The sequence below is a fragment of the Streptomyces broussonetiae genome (assembly GCF_009796285.1).
GTDB classification, from domain to species: domain Bacteria; phylum Actinomycetota; class Actinomycetes; order Streptomycetales; family Streptomycetaceae; genus Streptomyces; species Streptomyces broussonetiae.
The window spans coordinates 5,182,122-5,200,353 of the sequence record NZ_CP047020.1; the positions used below are offsets into that span (position 1 = coordinate 5,182,122).

Annotated in this window: 17 protein-coding genes; 12 read left to right on the forward strand and 5 right to left on the reverse strand. The window is 72.0% G+C overall.

All coding sequences use genetic code 11. The annotated features are described in order from the left end of the window. Positions 1-29: 29 nt before the first annotated feature. A complete protein-coding gene (locus GQF42_RS24035; RefSeq protein ID WP_158923128.1) occupies positions 30-1,385 on the reverse strand; it encodes an aspartate aminotransferase family protein in 1,356 nt (451 codons plus the stop codon). Between the two features lie 119 nt (positions 1,386-1,504). Here GQF42_RS24035 and GQF42_RS24040 point away from each other — a divergent pair, with 119 nt between their 5' ends. The 4 genes from GQF42_RS24040 to GQF42_RS24055 all read left to right on the forward strand — a co-directional run bounded on the left by GQF42_RS24040 (position 1,505) and on the right by GQF42_RS24055 (position 6,258). After that, on the forward strand, positions 1,505-2,149 hold the full coding sequence (locus GQF42_RS24040) for a DJ-1/PfpI family protein (RefSeq protein WP_158923130.1): 645 nt from the start codon (positions 1,505-1,507) through the stop codon (positions 2,147-2,149). Continuing rightward, on the forward strand, positions 2,146-2,604 hold the full coding sequence (locus GQF42_RS24045) for a MarR family winged helix-turn-helix transcriptional regulator (RefSeq protein WP_158923132.1): 459 nt from the start codon (positions 2,146-2,148) through the stop codon (positions 2,602-2,604). The genes GQF42_RS24040 and GQF42_RS24045 overlap by 4 nt, the downstream gene beginning before the upstream one ends. Before the next feature lie 76 nt (positions 2,605-2,680). Further along, complete coding sequence (locus tag GQF42_RS24050; protein WP_158923134.1) at positions 2,681-4,591, forward strand: serine/threonine-protein kinase; 1,911 nt, start codon at positions 2,681-2,683, stop codon at positions 4,589-4,591. A gap of 137 nt (positions 4,592-4,728) precedes the next feature. Continuing rightward, on the forward strand, positions 4,729-6,258 hold the full coding sequence (locus GQF42_RS24055) for a substrate-binding domain-containing protein (RefSeq protein ID WP_158923136.1): 1,530 nt from the start codon (positions 4,729-4,731) through the stop codon (positions 6,256-6,258). Between the two features lie 48 nt (positions 6,259-6,306). Here the strand turns inward: GQF42_RS24055 and GQF42_RS24060 are convergent, their stop codons facing one another. After that, positions 6,307-7,056, reverse strand: a complete 750-nt coding sequence (locus GQF42_RS24060; protein WP_158923138.1) for an SLATT domain-containing protein — start codon at positions 7,054-7,056, stop codon at positions 6,307-6,309. A gap of 269 nt (positions 7,057-7,325) precedes the next feature. Between GQF42_RS24060 and GQF42_RS24065 the strand changes: the two genes are divergently transcribed. From GQF42_RS24065 to GQF42_RS24075, 3 genes are read left to right on the forward strand one after another with little or no spacing between them, the layout of a single operon-like run. Continuing rightward, entirely contained in the window at positions 7,326-7,670 is a 345-nt protein-coding gene (locus tag GQF42_RS24065; RefSeq protein ID WP_158923140.1) for a YbaB/EbfC family nucleoid-associated protein, read from the forward strand. Positions 7,671-7,721: 51 nt separating this feature from the next. After that, positions 7,722-8,321 carry a recombination mediator RecR gene (recR, locus tag GQF42_RS24070; RefSeq protein WP_158923142.1) on the forward strand — a complete coding sequence of 200 codons (600 nt, stop codon included), beginning with the start codon at positions 7,722-7,724 and terminating at the stop codon, positions 8,319-8,321. Beyond that, positions 8,314-8,976 carry a DUF5063 domain-containing protein gene (locus GQF42_RS24075; protein WP_158923144.1) on the forward strand — a complete coding sequence of 221 codons (663 nt, stop codon included), beginning with the start codon at positions 8,314-8,316 and terminating at the stop codon, positions 8,974-8,976. Before recR ends, GQF42_RS24075 begins: the two co-directional genes overlap by 8 nt. A 64-nt stretch (positions 8,977-9,040) precedes the next feature. On the opposite strand, the gene GQF42_RS24080 is transcribed toward GQF42_RS24075, so the two are convergent. After that, the gene (locus tag GQF42_RS24080; protein WP_158923146.1) at positions 9,041-9,769 is read right to left on the reverse strand and encodes a sulfite exporter TauE/SafE family protein; all 729 of its coding nucleotides are present in this window, start codon (positions 9,767-9,769) and stop codon (positions 9,041-9,043) included. Between the two features lie 195 nt (positions 9,770-9,964). Between GQF42_RS24080 and GQF42_RS24090 the strand changes: the two genes are divergently transcribed. From GQF42_RS24090 to GQF42_RS24105, 4 genes are all read left to right on the forward strand, one after another. Then, on the forward strand, positions 9,965-11,236 hold the full coding sequence (locus GQF42_RS24090; protein ID WP_158923150.1) for an aspartate kinase: 1,272 nt from the start codon (positions 9,965-9,967) through the stop codon (positions 11,234-11,236). A gap of 40 nt (positions 11,237-11,276) precedes the next feature. Next, the gene (locus tag GQF42_RS24095) at positions 11,277-12,329 is read left to right on the forward strand and encodes an aspartate-semialdehyde dehydrogenase (RefSeq protein WP_158923152.1); all 1,053 of its coding nucleotides are present in this window, start codon (positions 11,277-11,279) and stop codon (positions 12,327-12,329) included. A 352-nt stretch (positions 12,330-12,681) separates the two neighbouring features. Beyond that, positions 12,682-13,365 (forward strand): SigE family RNA polymerase sigma factor, encoded by a 684-nt coding sequence (locus GQF42_RS24100; RefSeq protein WP_158923154.1) that lies wholly within the window; start codon positions 12,682-12,684, stop codon positions 13,363-13,365. 148 nt (positions 13,366-13,513) lie between these two features. Further along, positions 13,514-14,632, forward strand: coding sequence for a hypothetical protein (locus GQF42_RS24105; RefSeq protein ID WP_233273443.1), 1,119 nt, complete (start codon positions 13,514-13,516; stop codon positions 14,630-14,632). Positions 14,633-14,642: 10 nt separating this feature from the next. On the opposite strand, the gene GQF42_RS24110 is transcribed toward GQF42_RS24105, so the two are convergent. Together GQF42_RS24110 and GQF42_RS24115 are read right to left on the reverse strand one after the other, a co-directional pair. After that, positions 14,643-15,446 carry an SURF1 family protein gene (locus GQF42_RS24110; protein ID WP_199272770.1) on the reverse strand — a complete coding sequence of 268 codons (804 nt, stop codon included), beginning with the start codon at positions 15,444-15,446 and terminating at the stop codon, positions 14,643-14,645. Between the two features lie 62 nt (positions 15,447-15,508). Continuing rightward, positions 15,509-16,348: a class I SAM-dependent methyltransferase gene (locus GQF42_RS24115; protein ID WP_233273444.1), complete on the reverse strand. Its 840-nt coding sequence runs from the start codon at positions 16,346-16,348 to the stop codon at positions 15,509-15,511. Between the two features lie 83 nt (positions 16,349-16,431). Between GQF42_RS24115 and GQF42_RS24120 the strand changes: the two genes are divergently transcribed. Next, positions 16,432-18,231 carry a S9 family peptidase gene (locus GQF42_RS24120; protein ID WP_199272771.1) on the forward strand — a complete coding sequence of 600 codons (1,800 nt, stop codon included), beginning with the start codon at positions 16,432-16,434 and terminating at the stop codon, positions 18,229-18,231. Position 18,232 lies beyond the last annotated feature (1 nt).

Genomic DNA, 18,232 nt, shown 5'->3' on the forward strand with positions numbered 1-18,232 from the left:
CGATCTGCACGGCGGCAGCTGCGGTTCGGTTACGCGGTGTATCCGTCGGCCACGCTCAGCGCGGCGTCCAGGGCGGCGAGGCCCTCCTTCAGCTCGGCCTCGGTGACGTTGCAGGGCGGGACCACGTGGGTGCGGTTCATGTTCACGAAGGGCCACAGGCCGTGCTGCCTGGCGGCGGCCGTGAAGGCGGCCATGGGCGCGTTCGCCTCGCCGGTCGCGTTGTACGGCACCAGCGGCTCGCGGGTCTCGCGGTCCTTGACCAGCTCCAGCGCCCAGAACATGCCGGTGCCGCGGACCTCGCCGACGCTCGGGTGCCGCGCGGCCAGGTCGGCGAGCGCGGGGCCGAGGAGGCCGGCACCGAGCTGCCTGGCGTTCTCGACCACGCCCTCCTGGGCCATCACGTTGATCGTGGCGACGGCGGCGGCACAGGCGAGCGGGTGCCCGGAGTAGGTCAGGCCGCCGGGGTAGGGGCGCTTGCCGAAGGTGTCGGCGATCCGCTCGCAGATGGCGACACCACCGAGCGGGACGTACCCCGAGTTCACCCCCTTGGCGAAGGTCATCAGGTCCGGCACGACACCGAAGAGGTCGGCGGCGAACCACTCACCCGTGCGGCCGAAGCCCGCCATGACCTCGTCCAGGATGAAGACGATGCCGTGGCGGTCGCAGATCTCGCGGACACCGGCCAGGTAGCCGGGCGGCGGGACCATGATCCCGGCCGTACCGGGGACGGTCTCGAGGATGATCGCGGCGACCGTGCCCGGCCCCTCGAACGCGATCGTCGTCTCCAGGTGCTCCAGGGCCCGCGCGGTCTCCTGCTCCTCGGTCTCCGCGTAGAAACGGGAGCGGTAGAGGAACGGCGCCCAGAAGTGGACGACACCGGCCGCGGCGCCGTCGCTCGCCCAGCGGCGCGGGTCGCCGGTGATGTTGATCGCCTGCTGGGTGCCGCCGTGGTACGAGCGGTACGCCGAGAGCACCTTCGGGCGGCCCGTGTGCAGCCGGGCCATGCGCACCGCGTGCTCGACGGCGTCGGCGCCGCCGTTGGTGAAGAAGATCTTGTCCAGGTCGCCGGGGGTCCGCTCGGCGATCAGCCGGGCCGCCTCCGAGCGCGCCTCGACGGCGAACGCGGGCGCGAAGGTCGTCATCGTCGCGGCCTGCTCCTGGATCGCCGCGACGACCTTGGGGTGCTGGTAGCCGATGTTGGTGAAGACGAGCCCGCTGGTGAAGTCCAGGTACCGCTTGCCGTCGTAGTCCCAGAAGTACGACCCTTCGGCGCCGGCGACGGCGAGGGGGTCGATGAGGTCCTGGGCCGACCAGGAGTGGAAGACGTGCGCGCGGTCCGCGGCCTTCACTGCGGCACCGGCTTCGGGATTGGGCTGAGGGGTCATGCCGCCGAGCGTAAATGTCCGCGATGCGGAAGGCCTATCGGCGTCTTGTTCTGTGGACGGGGGGTTTCCGCGACAGGTTGTCTATGGACAGCAGGCTGTCGAATTGACAGCATGCTGCCATGAATGCGTCGACGGGCAAACGGGTGCATCTGGCGGTCTACGACAGCCTCGCCGACTGGGAGACGGGGCATACGACCGCGTACCTCGCCCGCGCCGGGTACGAGGTGCTGACCGTGGGACCCGGCCGCGAGCCCGTCGTCAGCATCGGCGGACTGCGCATCACGCCCGACCTCGTGCTGGACGAGCTGTGTCCCGAGGACAGCTCCCTGCTGATCCTGCCGGGCGCCGACCTGTGGACCCGGCCGGCCGCCTCCCCCGTCGCAGCGGGCACGAACGGCCTCGCGCCCTTCGCCCGCGCGGCCCGCGCCTTCCTCGACGCGGGCGTCCCCGTCGCCGCGATCTGCGGCGCCACCGCCGGCCTCGCCCGCGAGGGCCTGCTCGACGAGCGCGCCCACACCAGCGCGAGCCCGTACTACCTGGCGGGAGTCACCGGCTACGCCGGGGGCGAGCGGTACGTCGAGACGGACGCGGTGACCGACGGCGCACTGATCACCGCCGGGCCCACCGAGCCCGTCGCCCTCGCCCGGGAGGTCTTCCGGCTCCTCGGGGTGTACGAGGGGGAGGTGCTGGACGCCTGGTACCGGCTGTACCACGACTCCGACGCGGAGGCGTACCACGTGCTCCAGCGGGCGGGCACGCCATGAGCAGGGAACAGCAGGAACTGCTCAGCCGCAGCGCCCTCGGGGTGTTCCGGCTCAACGGCCAGTTCCTCGCCGTCGCCGAGGAGCTGGCCCGGCCGGCCGGGCTGACCGCCGCCTGGTGGCAGGTGCTCGGCGCGGTGCTGCCCGAGCCGCTGCCGGTCGCGGGCATCGCGCGGGCCATGGGCATCACCCGGCAGAGCGTGCAGCGCATCGCCGATCTGCTGGTGGGGCGGGGACTCGCCGTGTACCGGCCGAACCCGGCCCACCGGCGGGCGAAGCTCCTCGCGCCCACCGAGGAGGGGCGGGCGGCCGTGGCGCGCATCGGGCCCGGGCACGCGGCCCATGCCGGGCGGCTCGCCCAGGCGATGGGCGAGAGCGAACTGGCCGAGGCGGTACGACTGCTCGAACGGCTCTCGCAGGTGCTGGAACAGCTCGGCAGGCCCGTTACGGAACCGTAGAGGCGAGCCCGCTCGACTCCCCGTACGACCGGATTATTCTCGGTCCGTTGCACACGTAGGGGAGGCGGCGCGACGCATGGACAGGCTGGGACCGGGAGATCCGCACCGGATCGGGGGCTACCGGCTCCTGGCACGACTGGGCGCCGGCGGGATGGGGCACGTCTATCTGGCCCGGTCGGAGCGGGGCCGTACCGTCGCGGTGAAACTCGTCCGCGAGGAACTGGCCCGGCAGGAGGAGTTCCGGGCCCGCTTCCGGCAGGAGGTGCAGGCCGCGCGGCGGGTCGGCGGGTACTGGACCGCGCCCGTGCTCGACGCGGACACCGAGGCGGCCGTGCCCTGGGTGGCCACCGGCTATGTGGCCGGGCCCAGCCTGCAGCAGGTGGTCGGCCATGATCACGGGGCGCTGCCGGAGCGGTCGGTACGGATCCTCGCGGCGGGCCTCGCGCACGCGCTCAAGGACATCCACGCGGCGGGGATCGTGCACCGGGACCTGAAGCCGTCGAACGTGCTGGTGACCATCGACGGCCCCCGGGTGATCGACTTCGGGATCGCACGGGCACTGGAGACGACCTCGCCGGGCGGGGACGAACTGACCCGGACCGGGCAGCTGGTCGGGTCGCCGGGGTTCATGGCGCCGGAGCAGGTGCGGGGGGACCGGATCACGCCGGCGTGCGACGTCTTCTGCCTCGGGTCCGTGCTGGCCTACGCGGCCTCCGGGGCGCTGCCGTTCGGTACGGCGGGCAGCGGCGGGCACGCGCTGATGTTCCGGATCGCCCAGGAGGAGCCGGATCTCACGGGGGTGCCGGAGGGCATCGCCGACCTGGTGCGGCAGTGCCTGCGCAAGGATCCCGCCACCCGGCCCACGCTGGATGCGGTGCTGGAGCGGACGGGGGCGGAGGACACCGTCTCCGGGGGGCGGTCCCGGGATCCCTGGCTGCCCGGGGTGCTGGTCGCTCAACTGGGCCGGCACGCCGTGCAGTTGCTGGAGACGGAGGAGCCGGAGGGTGCGCAGGACGCCTCGCCGGATCCGGGTGACGCCGGTGGGGCGCAGGTACGGTCGGCGGGTGCGGGCGGGGCCGCTTCACCGAGCCCCCGGGGCGGGTCTCCCGAGCATGCCGCCGTGTCCGACGAAAGAGACGGCGACGGGGCCGGCCGGGTGAGTGCCGACCGGCTGCCCACCGTGGTGTCGGGGCATCCGCAGCCGGCGCAGCCGTACCCCCCGTCCGTTCCGTCCGCACCGCCGGCCCCGGCGTCGCTCTCGTCGTATCCCCCGCAGCACCAGGCGGTGGCCGGGACCCACGGATCCCCGCAGCATCCGTACGCGGGACCCTACGGCGCCGGGTTCGGGCCCACCCCGCCGTACGGGCCCGCGGTGGGCGGCGAGCCGGAGGAGGCCGAGCGGCGCAGTGCGCGCTCGACCGCGCTGCTCGTCGTGATCGCGTTGATCGTGGCGCTGGGGGCGGGCGGGTCGGTGTACGCGCTGATGAACGGCAGCGGTGGGCACCCCCGGGCCGGCGGACAGGGCGGCGACCCGTCCGGCGCCACCTCCGCGCCGGCGGCGGGCGGCGGGGGCTCCGGCGGGCCGACGCCGAGCACGTCCGCGCCGTCCTCCTCCGCCGGACCCTCGGACGGAGCGGTCCCGGCCGGCTATCTGGGCACCTGGGAGACGACGATCGACGGTGCCAACGGGACCGGCACCCGCCAACTGACCATCCGGCAGGGCAGGGTGGGCGACACCGTGCTGACGCTGGTCGCGGACGGGCCGACCGACGGCGGCGGGACGTACCACTGTGTCTTCGCGGCCAGACTCACCCAACAGCCCAGTGCCGGAGGTCCGTTGGAGATCGGGCCGTCCACCGTCAGCTCCGGTGAGCCCGCCTCCTCCTGTGCCCCGGGGCAGGCGACCGAACTCACCCTGCTGCCGGGTGCGGCGCTCGAGCGGCGAGAGAGGAGCGGCGGGGAGAGCCTGACGTACACCAAGCAGTGACGTAACGGCCTTTGCTGTTGGGTAGTTGAACGTTCGGGGAATATCGGGGGCGACGTCCGGTTCGCCCCCGTCTGTGCTTCGCCGGCCCGCGTACCGTGTCCGCACGATCCGGCTCCGGGGAGTGGCGGGGGCACCACATGTCGTGGTTGAGCACGGAGAACATCGTCGCGGTCGGCACGGCGCTGCTGGGCATCGCCGCCTCCGCGGGCATGGTCATGTACGAGCGCCGGGTGCCGCGCCGCAAGCGCATCGGCTACCGCGTGCAGATGGACAACCCCATAGGCGACGACGTCCGCTCCGGCCGCGTCAACCGACGCCTCGGCCTCTTCGACGAGGCCCCGGACATGAGCGACGCGACACTGGTCCTGCTCCGTATCGAGAACGACGGCTCCCTCGGCATCGACCGCGACGACTACACCAGCCCCGAACGCCACGGCCTGACCGCGGTGTTCGTGGACCGGACCGTCCGCGGCGTCTCCGTCTCCCAGCCGACCGACACCGACCATCTGCTCGACCACTTCACCGCCGAGCGCGGCTTCGGCTACGAGGGCAACGCTCTGCGCATCCCGCGCGTCCCGCTGAACAAGGGGGACTACTTCAAGCTGCTCGTGCTGCTGTCCGGCGGGGACGTCGGCCGGGACATCCGGATCGTCGGCGGGATCAGGGAGGGCGAGGTCCATCCCAACCGCAGTGCCACGCCCGACGACAAGCCGCCGCTGTTCAGCCGCGCCTCCCGGCTCATCACCATCATGCTCACGCTGTCCGTGGTGACCCTGGCGAGCATCGTCGTGACCCGCGACGACACCCCGCCCCCGATCGGCTGCGCGAAGGGCGAGCTGACCGTTACCGGGTCGACCGCGTTCGCGCCGGTGGTGCAGGAGGTGGCGACGAAGTACGAGCACGACTGCACGGGGTCGAGCGTGATCGTGGACGCGCACGGATCCACGGCAGGGACGAGGGAGTTGGCGGCACAGGGGGTGCAGGCCGGGACGAAGGGCTCGCCGCCGCTCGTGGCCCTCTCCGACGGGCCCAAGCCGGACGACATGCCCGAACTCCGCGAGAACCGTGTCGCGTTGTCGGTCTTCGCCCTCGTCGTGAACAAGGACGTGGGCCTGACGAACCTGTCGACGGCCGACGTGCGACGCCTGTACCAGGGGCGGATCGCCAACTGGAGCCAGCTGGGCGGCCGTTCGCTGCCCGTGCGCCTGGTCAGCCGGGACGCCAACTCCGGTACCCGGCAGGTCTTCCAGCGGCATGTGCTGGGCCGGGGCGAGATGGCGAACTCCTCCGTCGACTGTGTCCACAAGGACGACGCGACGGCGCCGGTGACCCGCTGCGAACTCGACTCCACCGAGCAGGTGCTGAACGAGGTGGCGCAGCTGCCCGGCGCGATCGGCTACAGCGAGCTGAACCTGGCCACGGACGCGAAGGGGCTGCGCGTACTGGACCTCGACGGCAACGCGCCGTCGGTGGACGCCATCGAGCACGGCCACAACACGTATCCCTACCGCGAGATCGAGTACGCCTACACCTATGGGCAGCCGCCGGCGGACTCGCTGGCCTCGAGCTTCCTGACGTACCTGATCCGGGGGACCGGCCAGGACATCATCCGGACGCACGGGCACGTGCCGTGCTGGACCCCGGAGGGGATGAAGCTGTGTGCGTAGCCGCCGCGGGGTGCTCGTGGGGCGCCCGTGGGGTGGCGGTTCAGGGCGTCATCGAGGCTCCGGCGGGCGCTGCCTGGGCATGTTCGGGCGAGTGCCGTTCGCCGGGGGGAGCGGGAAGCGGCCCCCGGAACCCCCGCTGTCCTGCCGCGGCACGGACGCGACCGCCGTCTGGATGCCCAGGGGGGCCGAGCCGGTGCGGAACTCGACCATCCAGTCGGTCGTCTCGGTACGCACCAGCTCCGTGATGTCCTCCGAGAAGCGCCGCAGCACGCCCAGGCACCGCTCGGCCGCCTCGCTCGCCGTGCCCTCCGCCGGGCCCAGCACCTCCCGGATGCTCTCGGACGCCCAGTCGAACTGCAACGCCTGCAGCCGTCGCGCGACCGCCTGTGCCGTGGCCACGTCCCTTATCCATCCGGAGGTCACGCCGAAGAACCGGTCCATGCCGATACAGGCCACCGCCAGCAGCAGCGCCAAACAGCCCCAGGGCGCCACCCCGTGCGCCGCCCCGGTCAGGTCCAGCAGCGGCAGCGCCGCACCGGCCGCCGCGCCCGTCGCCGCACCGGCCCGCAGCACCCGCGCCCCACGCCGCTTCCACACCCGGTCGCGCAGGTACCAGGACGCCGTCTGCAGGGCTCCGCGCTCCACCCACCGGTACAGCTCGTCCAGTCGTTCGGCGGGTTCCCCCCAGTCCCCGAGCGGAAAGGACCGCCCGGTCAGATCGCCCGGCCGCAGCCCGGCCGCACCCTCGCCCCGCCCGTCCTGAGGCGGACCCTCGGGCTGCATCTCCGGTTGACCCACCCGGCACTCCCTACTGATCCCGACCGATCCCGACCGATCACGTTGCGTGACATCTCCTGCCGATTGCCCTGCCGACGCGCGGGACCCTTCCTACTGCCCAATGGGTGGGGGAGAGGGGCTTTTCCTGTCTTTTCCGCTCGTAAGAGGGCCTTGATCAGGTATAGGGCTGCTGACCTTCTCACTCGAAAGAGTGGCGCGGCGACGGGGGCGTGGACCACGTAGGCTCATGCTCAGCGGAGAAAACCGAGAAGGACACAGAGGAGCTGATCGTGTTTCCCGGTGGTGGCCAGCCCAACATGCAGCAGTTGCTCCAGCAGGCCCAGAAGATGCAGCAGGACCTGCAGCGGGCGCAGGAGGAACTGGCGAACACGGAGGTCGACGGGCAGGCGGGCGGCGGTCTGGTGCAGGCCACGGTGACCGGCTCCGGTGAGCTGCGCGCGCTCAGGATCGACCCGAAGGCGGTGGACCCGGAGGACACCGAGACCCTCGCCGACCTGATCGTGGCGGCCGTCCACGCGGCCAACGAGAACGCGCAGGCGCTCCAGCAGCAGAAGCTCGGCCCGCTGGCCCAGGGCCTCGGCGGCGGCACGGGCATCCCCGGTCTGCCGTTCTGAGGCCGGGCCAACTACGGTACGTACCGAAAGGTCTCCAGGAAGGGCAGTCCGGTGTACGAAGGCGTGGTCCAGGACCTCATCGACGAGCTGGGGCGGCTGCCCGGCGTCGGTCCCAAGAGCGCGCAGCGGATCGCCTTCCACATCCTGCAGGCGGAGCCGACGGACGTGCAGCGTCTCGCCCAGGCCCTGATGGAGGTGAAGGCGAAGGTCCGCTTCTGCGCGACCTGCGGCAACGTGGCACAGGAGGAGCTGTGCGGCATCTGCCGTGACCCGCGCCGCGATTCCTCGGTCATCTGCGTGGTGGAGGAGCCCAAGGACGTGGTGGCGATCGAGCGCACCCGCGAATTCCGTGGCCGTTACCACGTCCTGGGCGGCGCGATCAGCCCGATCGAGGGCGTGGGTCCCGACGACCTGCGTATACGAGAACTTCTCGCGCGGTTGGCCGACGGGACGGTCACAGAACTGATCCTGGCGACGGACCCGAATCTGGAGGGCGAGGCCACCGCGACCTACCTCGCCCGGATGATCAAGCCCATGGGCCTGAAGGTCACCCGCCTGGCCAGCGGCCTCCCGGTGGGTGGCGACCTGGAATACGCGGACGAGGTGACCCTCGGCCGCGCCTTCGAGGGGAGACGACTCCTAGATGTCTGACGCCACACTGCACGCGACCGCGCAGAACCCGGACGATTTCGTGGTCCAGATCGCGGACCAGGTCGAGAGCTTCCTGGTGGCCGTAACGGAGGTGGCGAGGGGCGACGAGCCCGGCTCGACCGTGCCCTTCCTCCTCCTGGAGGTATCCCAGCTCCTGCTGGCCGGCGGGCGCCTGGGCGCACACGAGGACATCGTCCCCGACGAGCGCTACGAGCCCGACCTCGGCCTGGAGCCGGACGTCGACGAACTCCGCGAGAACCTGGCCCGCCTCCTGGACCCGGTGGACGTGTACTCGGAGGTCTTCGACCCCTACGAGCCGCGCAGGGCGCCCGTCCCGGCCCGGATCTCCGACGACCTGGCCGACGTCATCATCGACCTGCGCCACGGCATGGCCCACTACCGCGCGGGCCGCACCACCGAGGCCCTGTGGTGGTGGCAGTTCTCCTACTTCTCCAACTGGGGCCCCACGGCCTCCGCCGTCCTGCGCGCCCTGCAGTCGGTCCTCATCCACGTCCGCCTCAACCAGCCCCTGGAGGAACTGGAGGGTCTCGACACCGACCAGGCCACGATGGGCGACGAGACCCTGGAGTTCGAGGCGGGGCGGGTCATGGCGGAGGAGATCGGGGGACCGCTGGGGATGGGGCCGGGCAAGTAACGACTCCGGATCTCCCGATCCCGATCCCCCGGCGCACAGCGGCACTTGGGGAGTCCCGGTGGCCTCAGTGGCCGTTCACGACTCCCCACAGGCCCTTCGCCATCGTGGTGGCGCCGCCCGCCAGGGCCAGCAGGAGGACCAGGTGGCGGGCCCCGCGTTCGGGGATCCGGGTGGAGATCCTGCTGCCCGCCAGGGCGCCTGCCGTCATCGCCGCCGCCGTGGTGAGCCACTGCGGTGCCGTCAGGTGGGGCGCGCCGTTCGCGGCGACGGAGAAGGCGTTCACGGCGACGCCGCAGAACTGGGCGTTGGGCACGAACTCCCGTACCGTCCAGCCCGCGTTGAGGGCGTACAGGGACATCGGTGGGCCGCCCACTCCCGCCGCCGCGTTCATGAAGCCGCCCAGTGCGCCGGCCGTCATCGCGCCCCGGCCGCCCCTCAGGGCCGGGACCCGGGCGCCGCGCAGCACGAGGAGGACGGCCGCCGTCACCAGTGCGCCCATGGTCGACAGCAGTACCGGGCGCGGGAGTTGACGGGTGGTCCAGGCGCCCGCCGGGACCGTGCAGGCCGCCGCCAGGCACAGCGGGACCATCGCCGCCGGGCGGACCCGGCGCCAGCCGCCCGCCAGGCCGACGACGCTGATCGCGCCGGCGGCGCAGTTCGCGAGGACGACCCCCTGGGCGGGGCCGAGCAGCAGCACCAGGCCCGGTACGGCGACCAGCGCGAAGCCCATCCCGGTCAGCCACTGCACGCATCCGCCGAGCAGGACGACCGCCGCGAGCAGAATCTCCGTCATGCTCACCCCCGTGGTTGGAAACCTAATCCGTCACGGCTGTGACGCGGGGCACTTTCCCGCGTGGTCCGGCGTTGGCTGGGCAGGTGCGGGACGCGGACGCCCGACGTCCCATGTCTCACCATGCGGGAGCAGGGTGGTGGAATTCGGGCGCTCGTTAGACTGAGCCGACACAAACGAACCGAGCGAGGAGCGCACGTGGGCCTTGTCGTGCAGAAGTACGGAGGCTCCTCCGTAGCCGATGCCGAAGGCATCAAGCGCGTCGCCAAGCGGATCGTGGAAGCGAAGAAGAACGGCAACCAGGTTGTCGTCGTCGTTTCCGCGATGGGCGACACGACGGACGAGCTGATCGATCTCGCCGAGCAGGTTTCTCCGATGCCTGCCGGGCGCGAATTCGACATGCTGCTGACCGCCGGAGAGCGGATCTCCATGGCCCTGCTGGCGATGGCGATCAAAAACCTGGGCCACGAGGCCCAGTCCTTCACCGGCAGCCAGGCAGGCGTCATCACCGACTCGGTCCACAACAAAGCCCGGATCATCGACGTCACGCCGGGCCGGATCCGGGATTCGCTGGACAAGGGCAACATCGCGATCGTCGCCGGTTTCCAGGGCGTCAGTGCCGACAAGAAGGACATCACCACCCTCGGCCGCGGTGGTTCCGACACCACGGCCGTGGCGCTCGCCGCCGCGCTCGACGCCGAGGTCTGCGAGATCTACACCGACGTGGACGGTGTGTTCACCGCCGACCCGCGTGCGGTGAAGAAGGCGAAGAAGATCGACTGGATCTCCTTCGAGGACATGCTGGAGCTGGCGGCCTCCGGTTCCAAGGTGCTGCTCCACCGCTGTGTGGAGTACGCCCGCCGCTACAACATCCCGATCCACGTCCGGTCCAGCTTCAGCGGACTGCAGGGCACGTGGGTCAGCAGTGAGCCGATTGGGGACCAGAAGGTGGAGCAGGCCATCATCTCCGGTGTCGCGCACGACACCTCCGAGGCCAAGATCACGGTCGTCGGCGTACCGGACAAGCCGGGTGAGGCCGCCGCGATCTTCCGGACCATCGCCGATGCCCAGATCAACATCGACATGGTCGTGCAGAACGTGTCCGCCGCCTCCACCGGCCTGACGGACATCTCCTTCACGCTGCCCAAGACCGAGGGCCGCAAGGCCATCGACGCGCTGGAGAAGAACCGTCCCGGCATCGGCTTCGACTCGCTGCGCTACGACGACCAGATCGGGAAGATCTCGCTGGTCGGCGCGGGTATGAAGACCAACCCGGGGGTCACGGCCTCGTTCTTCGAGGCGCTGAGCGACGCGGGCGTGAACATCGAGCTGATCTCGACCTCCGAGATCCGTATCTCGGTCGTCACCCGCAAGGACGACGTGCCCGAGGCCGTCCGCGCCGTGCACACCGCCTTCGGGCTCGACTCCGACACCGACGAGGCCGTCGTCTACGGCGGCACGGGCCGATGACCGCCTCGTACCGGGGCGCCCTGCACGGAGGCGTACGACGATGACCGGCAGGCCGACGCTCGCGGTCGTGGGAGCGACCGGAGCCGTCGGCGCGGTCATGCTCCAGATCCTGTCCCAGCGCGCGGACGTCTGGGGTGAGATCCGCCTGGTCGCGTCCCCGCGCTCGGCCGGCCGCAAGCTGGCCGTGCGCGGCGAGGAGGTCGAGGTGGTGGCCCTGACGGAGGACGCCTTCGACGGGGTCGACATCGCCCTGTTCGACGTGCCCGACGAGGTCGCCGCGCAGTGGGCGCCGATCGCCGCCGCACGCGGTGCGGTCGTCGTCGACAACTCGGCCGCCTTCCGGCTGGACCCCGAGGTGCCGCTCGTGGTGCCCGAGGTCAACCCGCACGCCGCACGGGTCCGCCCGCGCGGGATCGTCGCCAACCCCAACTGCACGACCCTGACGATGATCGTCGCCCTGGGCGCGCTGCACGCCGAGTTCGGGCTGCGCGAGCTGGTGGTGTCGTCGTACCAGGCGGTGAGCGGGGCCGGCCGGGCCGGTGTGGAGGCGCTGCGCGCCCAGCTGTCCCTGGTGGCCGGCACCGAGCTGGGTACCAAGCCCGGGGACGTACGGCGGGCCGTCGGGGACGACACCGGGCCCTTCCCGGAGCCGGTCGCGCTGAACGTCGTCCCCTGGGCCGGGTCGCTGCGCGAGGACGGCTGGTCGTCGGAGGAGATGAAGGTCCGCGACGAGTCCCGCAAGATCCTCGGGCTGCCTCGGCTGCCGGTCGCCGTGACCTGTGTCCGGGTGCCCGTGGTCACCACGCACTCGCTGACCGTCCACGCCCGCTTCCAGGGGGAGGTCACCGTGGACGGGGCCAGGGAGATCCTCGCGACCGCGCCCGGCGTGGTGCTGTACGACGACCCGGCCGCCGGTGAGTTCCCGACTCCGGCGGATGTCGTGGGGACCGATCCGACCTGGGTGGGCCGGGTACGGCGGGCCCTGGACGACCCGACCGCGCTCGAGCTGTTCGTGTGCGGCGACAACCTGCGCAAGGGTGCCGCGCTGAACACCGCACAGATCGCGGAGCTGGTCGCTGCCGAGTTCTGCTGAGTTTCCCTTACCTTTGGTGCCATTTGTAGGGTCTGCGTAAGAAGTGTGTTCAGGAGCATGGTCCGGACCGCTTGAACCAAGCCGTACGGCAGCAGAGGATCACCAGAGGAATCTTCTCCCCGCCCCGCGCAACCGCTTGCAGGGCGGGGAGCGTCTTTGCGGTCACCCTTGCGGGGCCTGGGGGCGAACGATCCTGGCGTGGGGACGTCGTGCCCGAGGCGTGGGGACGCTTCGGGCGCATGGGACATAAGGGAAGAGCGGGACGCATGACGGCACTTGAGGCACCGTCGGTTGTCGCACATGTGACGCCCGGCACGTACAACCCTGGCGGGGTCGGACGTGTCCAACAGGCGTGGCAGAGGTACTCGAACTCAGCGCGGCCCGCGGCACCGCGGCTCTCCGGCCGCCCCGTGCGGTGCTCCGGCCCCGCCCGCCCGGCGGCATGCCGGTGATCGCGCCCATGCCCGCCGCGCGGCCCGCCCGCATACCCGGTCAGCGAGACGGATCCGACGAGAGTGCGGGGGCCGCCGCGTCCGCGACCGTCGGGACCACCGTCGATCACCTCACCGAGACCTACCGCGCGCACTACCGCTCGCTGCTGGGTCTCGCCGCGCTGCTCCTCGACGACACCGCCTCCTGCGAGGACGTCGTCCAGGAGGCCTTCATCCGCGTGCACTCCGCCCGCAAACGCGTCCGCGACCCCGAGAAGACCCTCGCCTACCTCCGCCAGACGGTCGTCAACCTCTCCCGGTCCACGCTGCGCCGGCGCATCCTCGGCCTGAAGCTGCTCTCCAAGCCGATGCCCGACATGGCCAGTGCGGAGGAGGGCGCCTACGACCAGCTGGAGCGCCGGGATCTGATCAAGGCGATGAAGGGGCTGCAGCGCCGCCAGCGCGAGGTCCTTGTGCTGCGCTACTTCGCGGACATGACCGAGGCCCAGGTCGCCGAGACCCTCGGGCTCTCGCTGGGTTCGGTGAAGGCGTACGGCTCGCGCGGCATCGCCGCGCTGCGGGTGGCCATGGAGGCACCGGCATGAGCGACCGAGAGACAGCATGACCGAGCGAGAGGCAGGGGGCGATTCCGATGCACGTCACTCCCACGAACGGCACGAGCCCTTCGCCTGGCGCGAACCGACGAAGCGGCATGAGCAAGAGCACACGCAATCGCACGCTGGGAACGGAACTGTGAACCACGGCCCCGACGAGAAGGACCCCGAGGGGCTCGGCCCGGACTTCGACGGCTCCGGCCAGTACCTCGACGGCCCCGGCCAGTACTTCGGCGGCTCCGGCCAGGACGAGCCGGCCCTGCGGCGTCTGCTGCACTCCGCCGTCGACGACCTCGAGCCGCGCGACGGCACGCTGGAGCACCTGCGCCGGGCGGTGCCCGCCCGGCGGGCCCGCAAGCGCCAGGCCGTCGTCGGGGTGGCGGCCGCGGCGCTGTTCTTCGGCACCGCGATCCCCGCCCTCGTGCAGGTGTCGGACTCCGGCGGCTCCGACCCCAACACCGCCATGGCCGGCCAGTCCTCCCAGGCCCAGGGCGGCGCAGGGCAGGACAAGGACAAGAACGGCGACACGGGCGGCAGGAAGGACCCCGGCGCCGTGAGCGCCAAGCCGGGCAGGCAGCCCGGCAGGCCCGGCGAGAAGGGCCGGAGCGGGGGCGGCGGCACGGACTCCGCGGGCGGCGCCAACCCGACCGCGACCCTGGTCGCCGGCGAGGCCCCGCCGTGCACGGCCGTCCAGCTCGGCTCGGCCACCGGCAACACCGACGCCCCCGACTCCGCGGGCATCGTCTACGGCACCTTCAAGGTCACCAACACCTCCGTCGCCGCCTGCGGCGTCACCGGCGCGGGCACGGTCACACCCGTCGCCCGGGGCGCGGCCCAGCAGGCCAAGATCGGCGCCGTCCGGCACACGGCCGGGGACCCGGCGACCGGACTGCCCGATCCCTCGCTGGAGGTCTCGGGGCTGGTGCTGCAGCCCGGCGCCGCCTACGAGGAGAAGTTCGCCTTCGTGCCCTCGCAGACCTGCCCCACCACCGGTGGCACCACCAGCGGCGGTACCACCACCGGCGGCGCCACGCCGGACCCGACGCCCAGTCAGGACGCGGGTGCCACCGGCGGCTCGGCCACCACGGGGGGCACGGCATCGGGCGCGACCCCCCAGCCGGTCACCGAGGAGGGCACGGCGGACGGCAGCGTCGTGGTCACGCACACGGCACAGGGCGGCTCCCCCTCGGCCTCGGCGACGGTGCCGGCGGAGTGCGCCGGGACCGTCTACTACACCGGGGTGCTGGCGGGGTCGTAGACCTGCCCGGCTACGGGGCGCTCACCGGCGCCGTGTCCTGCGGCTCCTCCTGCTCCTTGGGCGCCAGGCCCAGCTCGGCGTCCCGTACCGCCTCGGCCTCGCGCCTGAGCAGGCGGAACCACATGAAGACCACGAAGCCGGCGAAGACGAACCACTCGCCGGTGTAGCCGAGGTTCTGGAAGGCCTTCAGGTCCAGCCCGGTGCCCGCCGGGGCGCTCGCGGGGACGGCCGTCATCCCGGAGTCGGCCCTGTCGAGCGTGATCCAGGCGTCGTACAGCTTGTACGGCACCAGGTTCACCAGCGACGCCGAGCTGATCGCCGCCGTCTGCCCGGCGGGGAGCCCGCCGGCCGCGCTGACCCCGTTGTCCCCGGGCGTCTCGGACGCCTGGAGTGCGCCGGTGACCGTGACCTCTCCGGTGGGCGGGGCCGGGGCCTTCGCCGCCTGTGCCGTGCCCGGCAGCCAGCCCCGCACCACGGGCAGCGCCTTGCCGGAGTCGGTGCGCAGCAGTGTCAGGACGTAGAAGCCCTGCTTGTCGCCCAGCTGCCGGCCGGGTACCAGCAGCTGCGTGCCGTAGTGGCCGCGCGCGGTGACCCGGCGTCCCGAGGTGGCCGTGTCGACGGGCAGCATCGAGTCCAGCGGCCTGGCGGTCTCCCGCTGGTCGGAGGCGGCCTGCTTGGTCGCGGCATGGCTGTCGTGCACCCGCGCCTCGAACCGGCTCAGCTGCCACGACCCCATGAAGATGCAGAACGGGATGGCGAGCAGCACGAAGACGTTGATGCCCCACCAGCGGGGTGTCAGCAGAAAGCGGTACACGCCCACCACGGTACGGCGCCACCGCCGGGCACCCGTCCGCGGGTCGGCCCTCGGCCTGTCCCTCAGCCCTTGGTGGCCTTCAGCGAGTAGATCAGCGGGATGCGCGGATGGCCGTCCGGGAAGCGGTGGTAGCCGCCCCGGACCTCGAAGTTCTCGAAACGGGGGAAGACCGACACGTCGTGCTCGTGCAGGAACTCGATGTGCAGTCCGGTCGCGGCGAGCGCGGAGACGACGTCGCCGAGCGTGTGCTGCCACTGGACGCTGCGGTTGTGGACCGTCTCGGCGTCCGGGTCGGCATAGGTGCCGGGCTCGTCCCACACCTGGGCGTCGCGGGCGAAGTAGTCGCGCACGATCCGGGTGCCGGTCGCGTCGTCCAGGGACTCGGTGACCGGGTGGAACTCGGCGAGGTAGAGGAAGCCGCCGGGGGCGACCAGGGAGGCGGCCGTCTCGGCCCAGCGGCGGATGTCGGGCAGCCAGCACAGCGCGCCGAGCCCGGTGTAGACGATGTCGTACGACGCCTCGGGCACCGACTGCGCCGCGTCGTACACGTCGCCCGTGACGAAGGCGGCGCGCTCGGGGCCGTGGCCGAGGCCGGCCGCGAGCGCGCGGGCGGCCTCCACGGCCGGGGCGGAGAAGTCCAGGCCGACGACGCGGGCGGCGCCGCGGTGGGCCCAGGAGAGGGTGTCGGTGCCGATGTGGCACTGCAGGTGCAGCAGGGTCCTCCCGGTGACGTCGCCGACCTCGGCCGTCTCGAAGTCCCGCAGGACGTCCGGGCGGGTGCGGAAGGCGTCGAGGTCGTAGAAGTCGCCCGCGACATGGACGGGAACTCTTTCGTCCCACATGGCGCGATTGTCCTCGCGCCAGTTCGACGGGACGGACGCCGACGGGTCTTCTGTGGTCATGATCCGAAAGTTATCCACAGGCTGCGCGCACCCGCCACCCAATTGTCGGCGCGGCCAGGCAGTATGGGCGCATGACTGGGGCGATGAGTGAGAGCAGTACGCAGGACATGCCGGACTGGGAGAAGCGGTTCAGGGCGCCGCGGGTGTCGCTGCCCGACTGGGCCGAGGACGCACCGGACCGCTCCCTGTTCGTGTCGAACGCGACGGGGACGTACGAGCTGTATGCCTGGGACCGTGCGACGGGCGAGCAGCGCCAGGCGACGGACCGGCCGAACGGCACGACGGACGGCGTGCTCTCACCGGACGGCGCCTTCATCTGGTGGTTCGACGACAAGGACGGCGACGAGTTCGGCATCTGGCGCCGCCAGCCCTTCACGGGCGGGCAGGCCGAGCCGGCGGTCCCCGGCCTCGAGCCCTCCTACCCGGCCGGGCTGGCCCTGGCCCGCGACGGACGCACGGCGGTCGTCGGCCGCTCCACGGACGAGGACGGTACGACGATCCACCTCGCCCGGCAGGGAGAGGACCCGGTCGAGATCTACCGGCACCGCGAGTCGGCGGGCGTCGGCGACCTCTCGCACGACGGCTCGCTGATCGCCGTCGAGCACACCGAGCACGGCGACGCCATGCATGCGGCACTGCGTGTGCTGCGCCCGGACGGCACGACGGTCGCTGAGCTGGACGACACCAAGAACGGAACCGAGGAGCTGGGCCTGGAGGTGCTCGGCTTCGCCCCCGTGGACGGCGACACCCGCCTGCTCATCGGGCACCAGCGCCGGGGCCGCTGGGAGCCCCTGGTGTGGGACGTGGCCTCGGGCGAGGAGACCGACCTCGCCCTGGACCTGCCGGGTGACGTCAGCGCCGAGTGGTATCCGGACGGCTCGGCCCTCCTCGTCGCGCACGGCTTCGAGGCCCGCAGCGAGCTGTTCCGCCTCGACCTGGCGAGCCGCGAGCTGACCCGCATCCCGACCCCGCCCGGCACGGTCTCCGGCGCCACGGCCCGCCCCGACGGCAGCGTGGAGTACCTGTGGTCCTCGGCCGAGCAGCCGTCGGCCGTGCGCTCCACGTCCGGCGGGGTGGTCCTGGACCCGCCCGGTCTGACGTGCCCGCCGTCGGTGGCGGTGGAGGACGCCTGGGTGGCGGGGCCCGGCGGCCGGATCCACGCCCTGATCCAGAAGCCGGCGGGCGCGAGCGGCCCCCTGCCGACGGTGTTCGACCTGCACGGCGGGCCGACCTGGCACGACAGCGACTCCTTCGCCGCGGGCCCGGCCGCCTGGGTCGACCAGGGGTACGCGGTGATCCGCATCAACTACCGCGGCTCGACGGGGTACGGCCGGGCCTGGACGGACGCCCTCAAGCACCGGGTGGGCCTGATCGAGCTGGAGGACGTGGCGGCGGTCCGTGACTGGGCGGTGTCGTCCGGCCTCGCCGACCCGGACCGCCTGGTGCTCACCGGTGGTTCCTGGGGCGGCTATCTCACCCTGCTCGGCATCGGCACCCAGCCCGACGCGTGGACGGTGGGCATCGCGGTCGTGCCCGTCGCGGACTACGTCACCGCGTACCACGACGAGATGGAAGCCCTGAAGGCCATGGACCGCACCCTGCTGGGCGGCACCCCGGAGGAGGTCCCCGAGCGCTTCGAGGCGTCCTCCCCGCTGACCTACGTCGACCAGGTCAAGGCGCCGGTCTACATCTCGGCGGGCCTCAACGACCCGCGCTGTCCGATCCGTCAGATCGACAACTACGTCAAGCGCCTGGAGGCCCGCGGCGCGTCCCACGAGGTCTACCGCTACGACGCCGGACACGGCTCCCTGGTGGTGGACGAACGCATCAAGCAGGTCCGCCTGGAGATGGACTTCGCGGCGCGGCACCTGCCCAAGGCGTAGC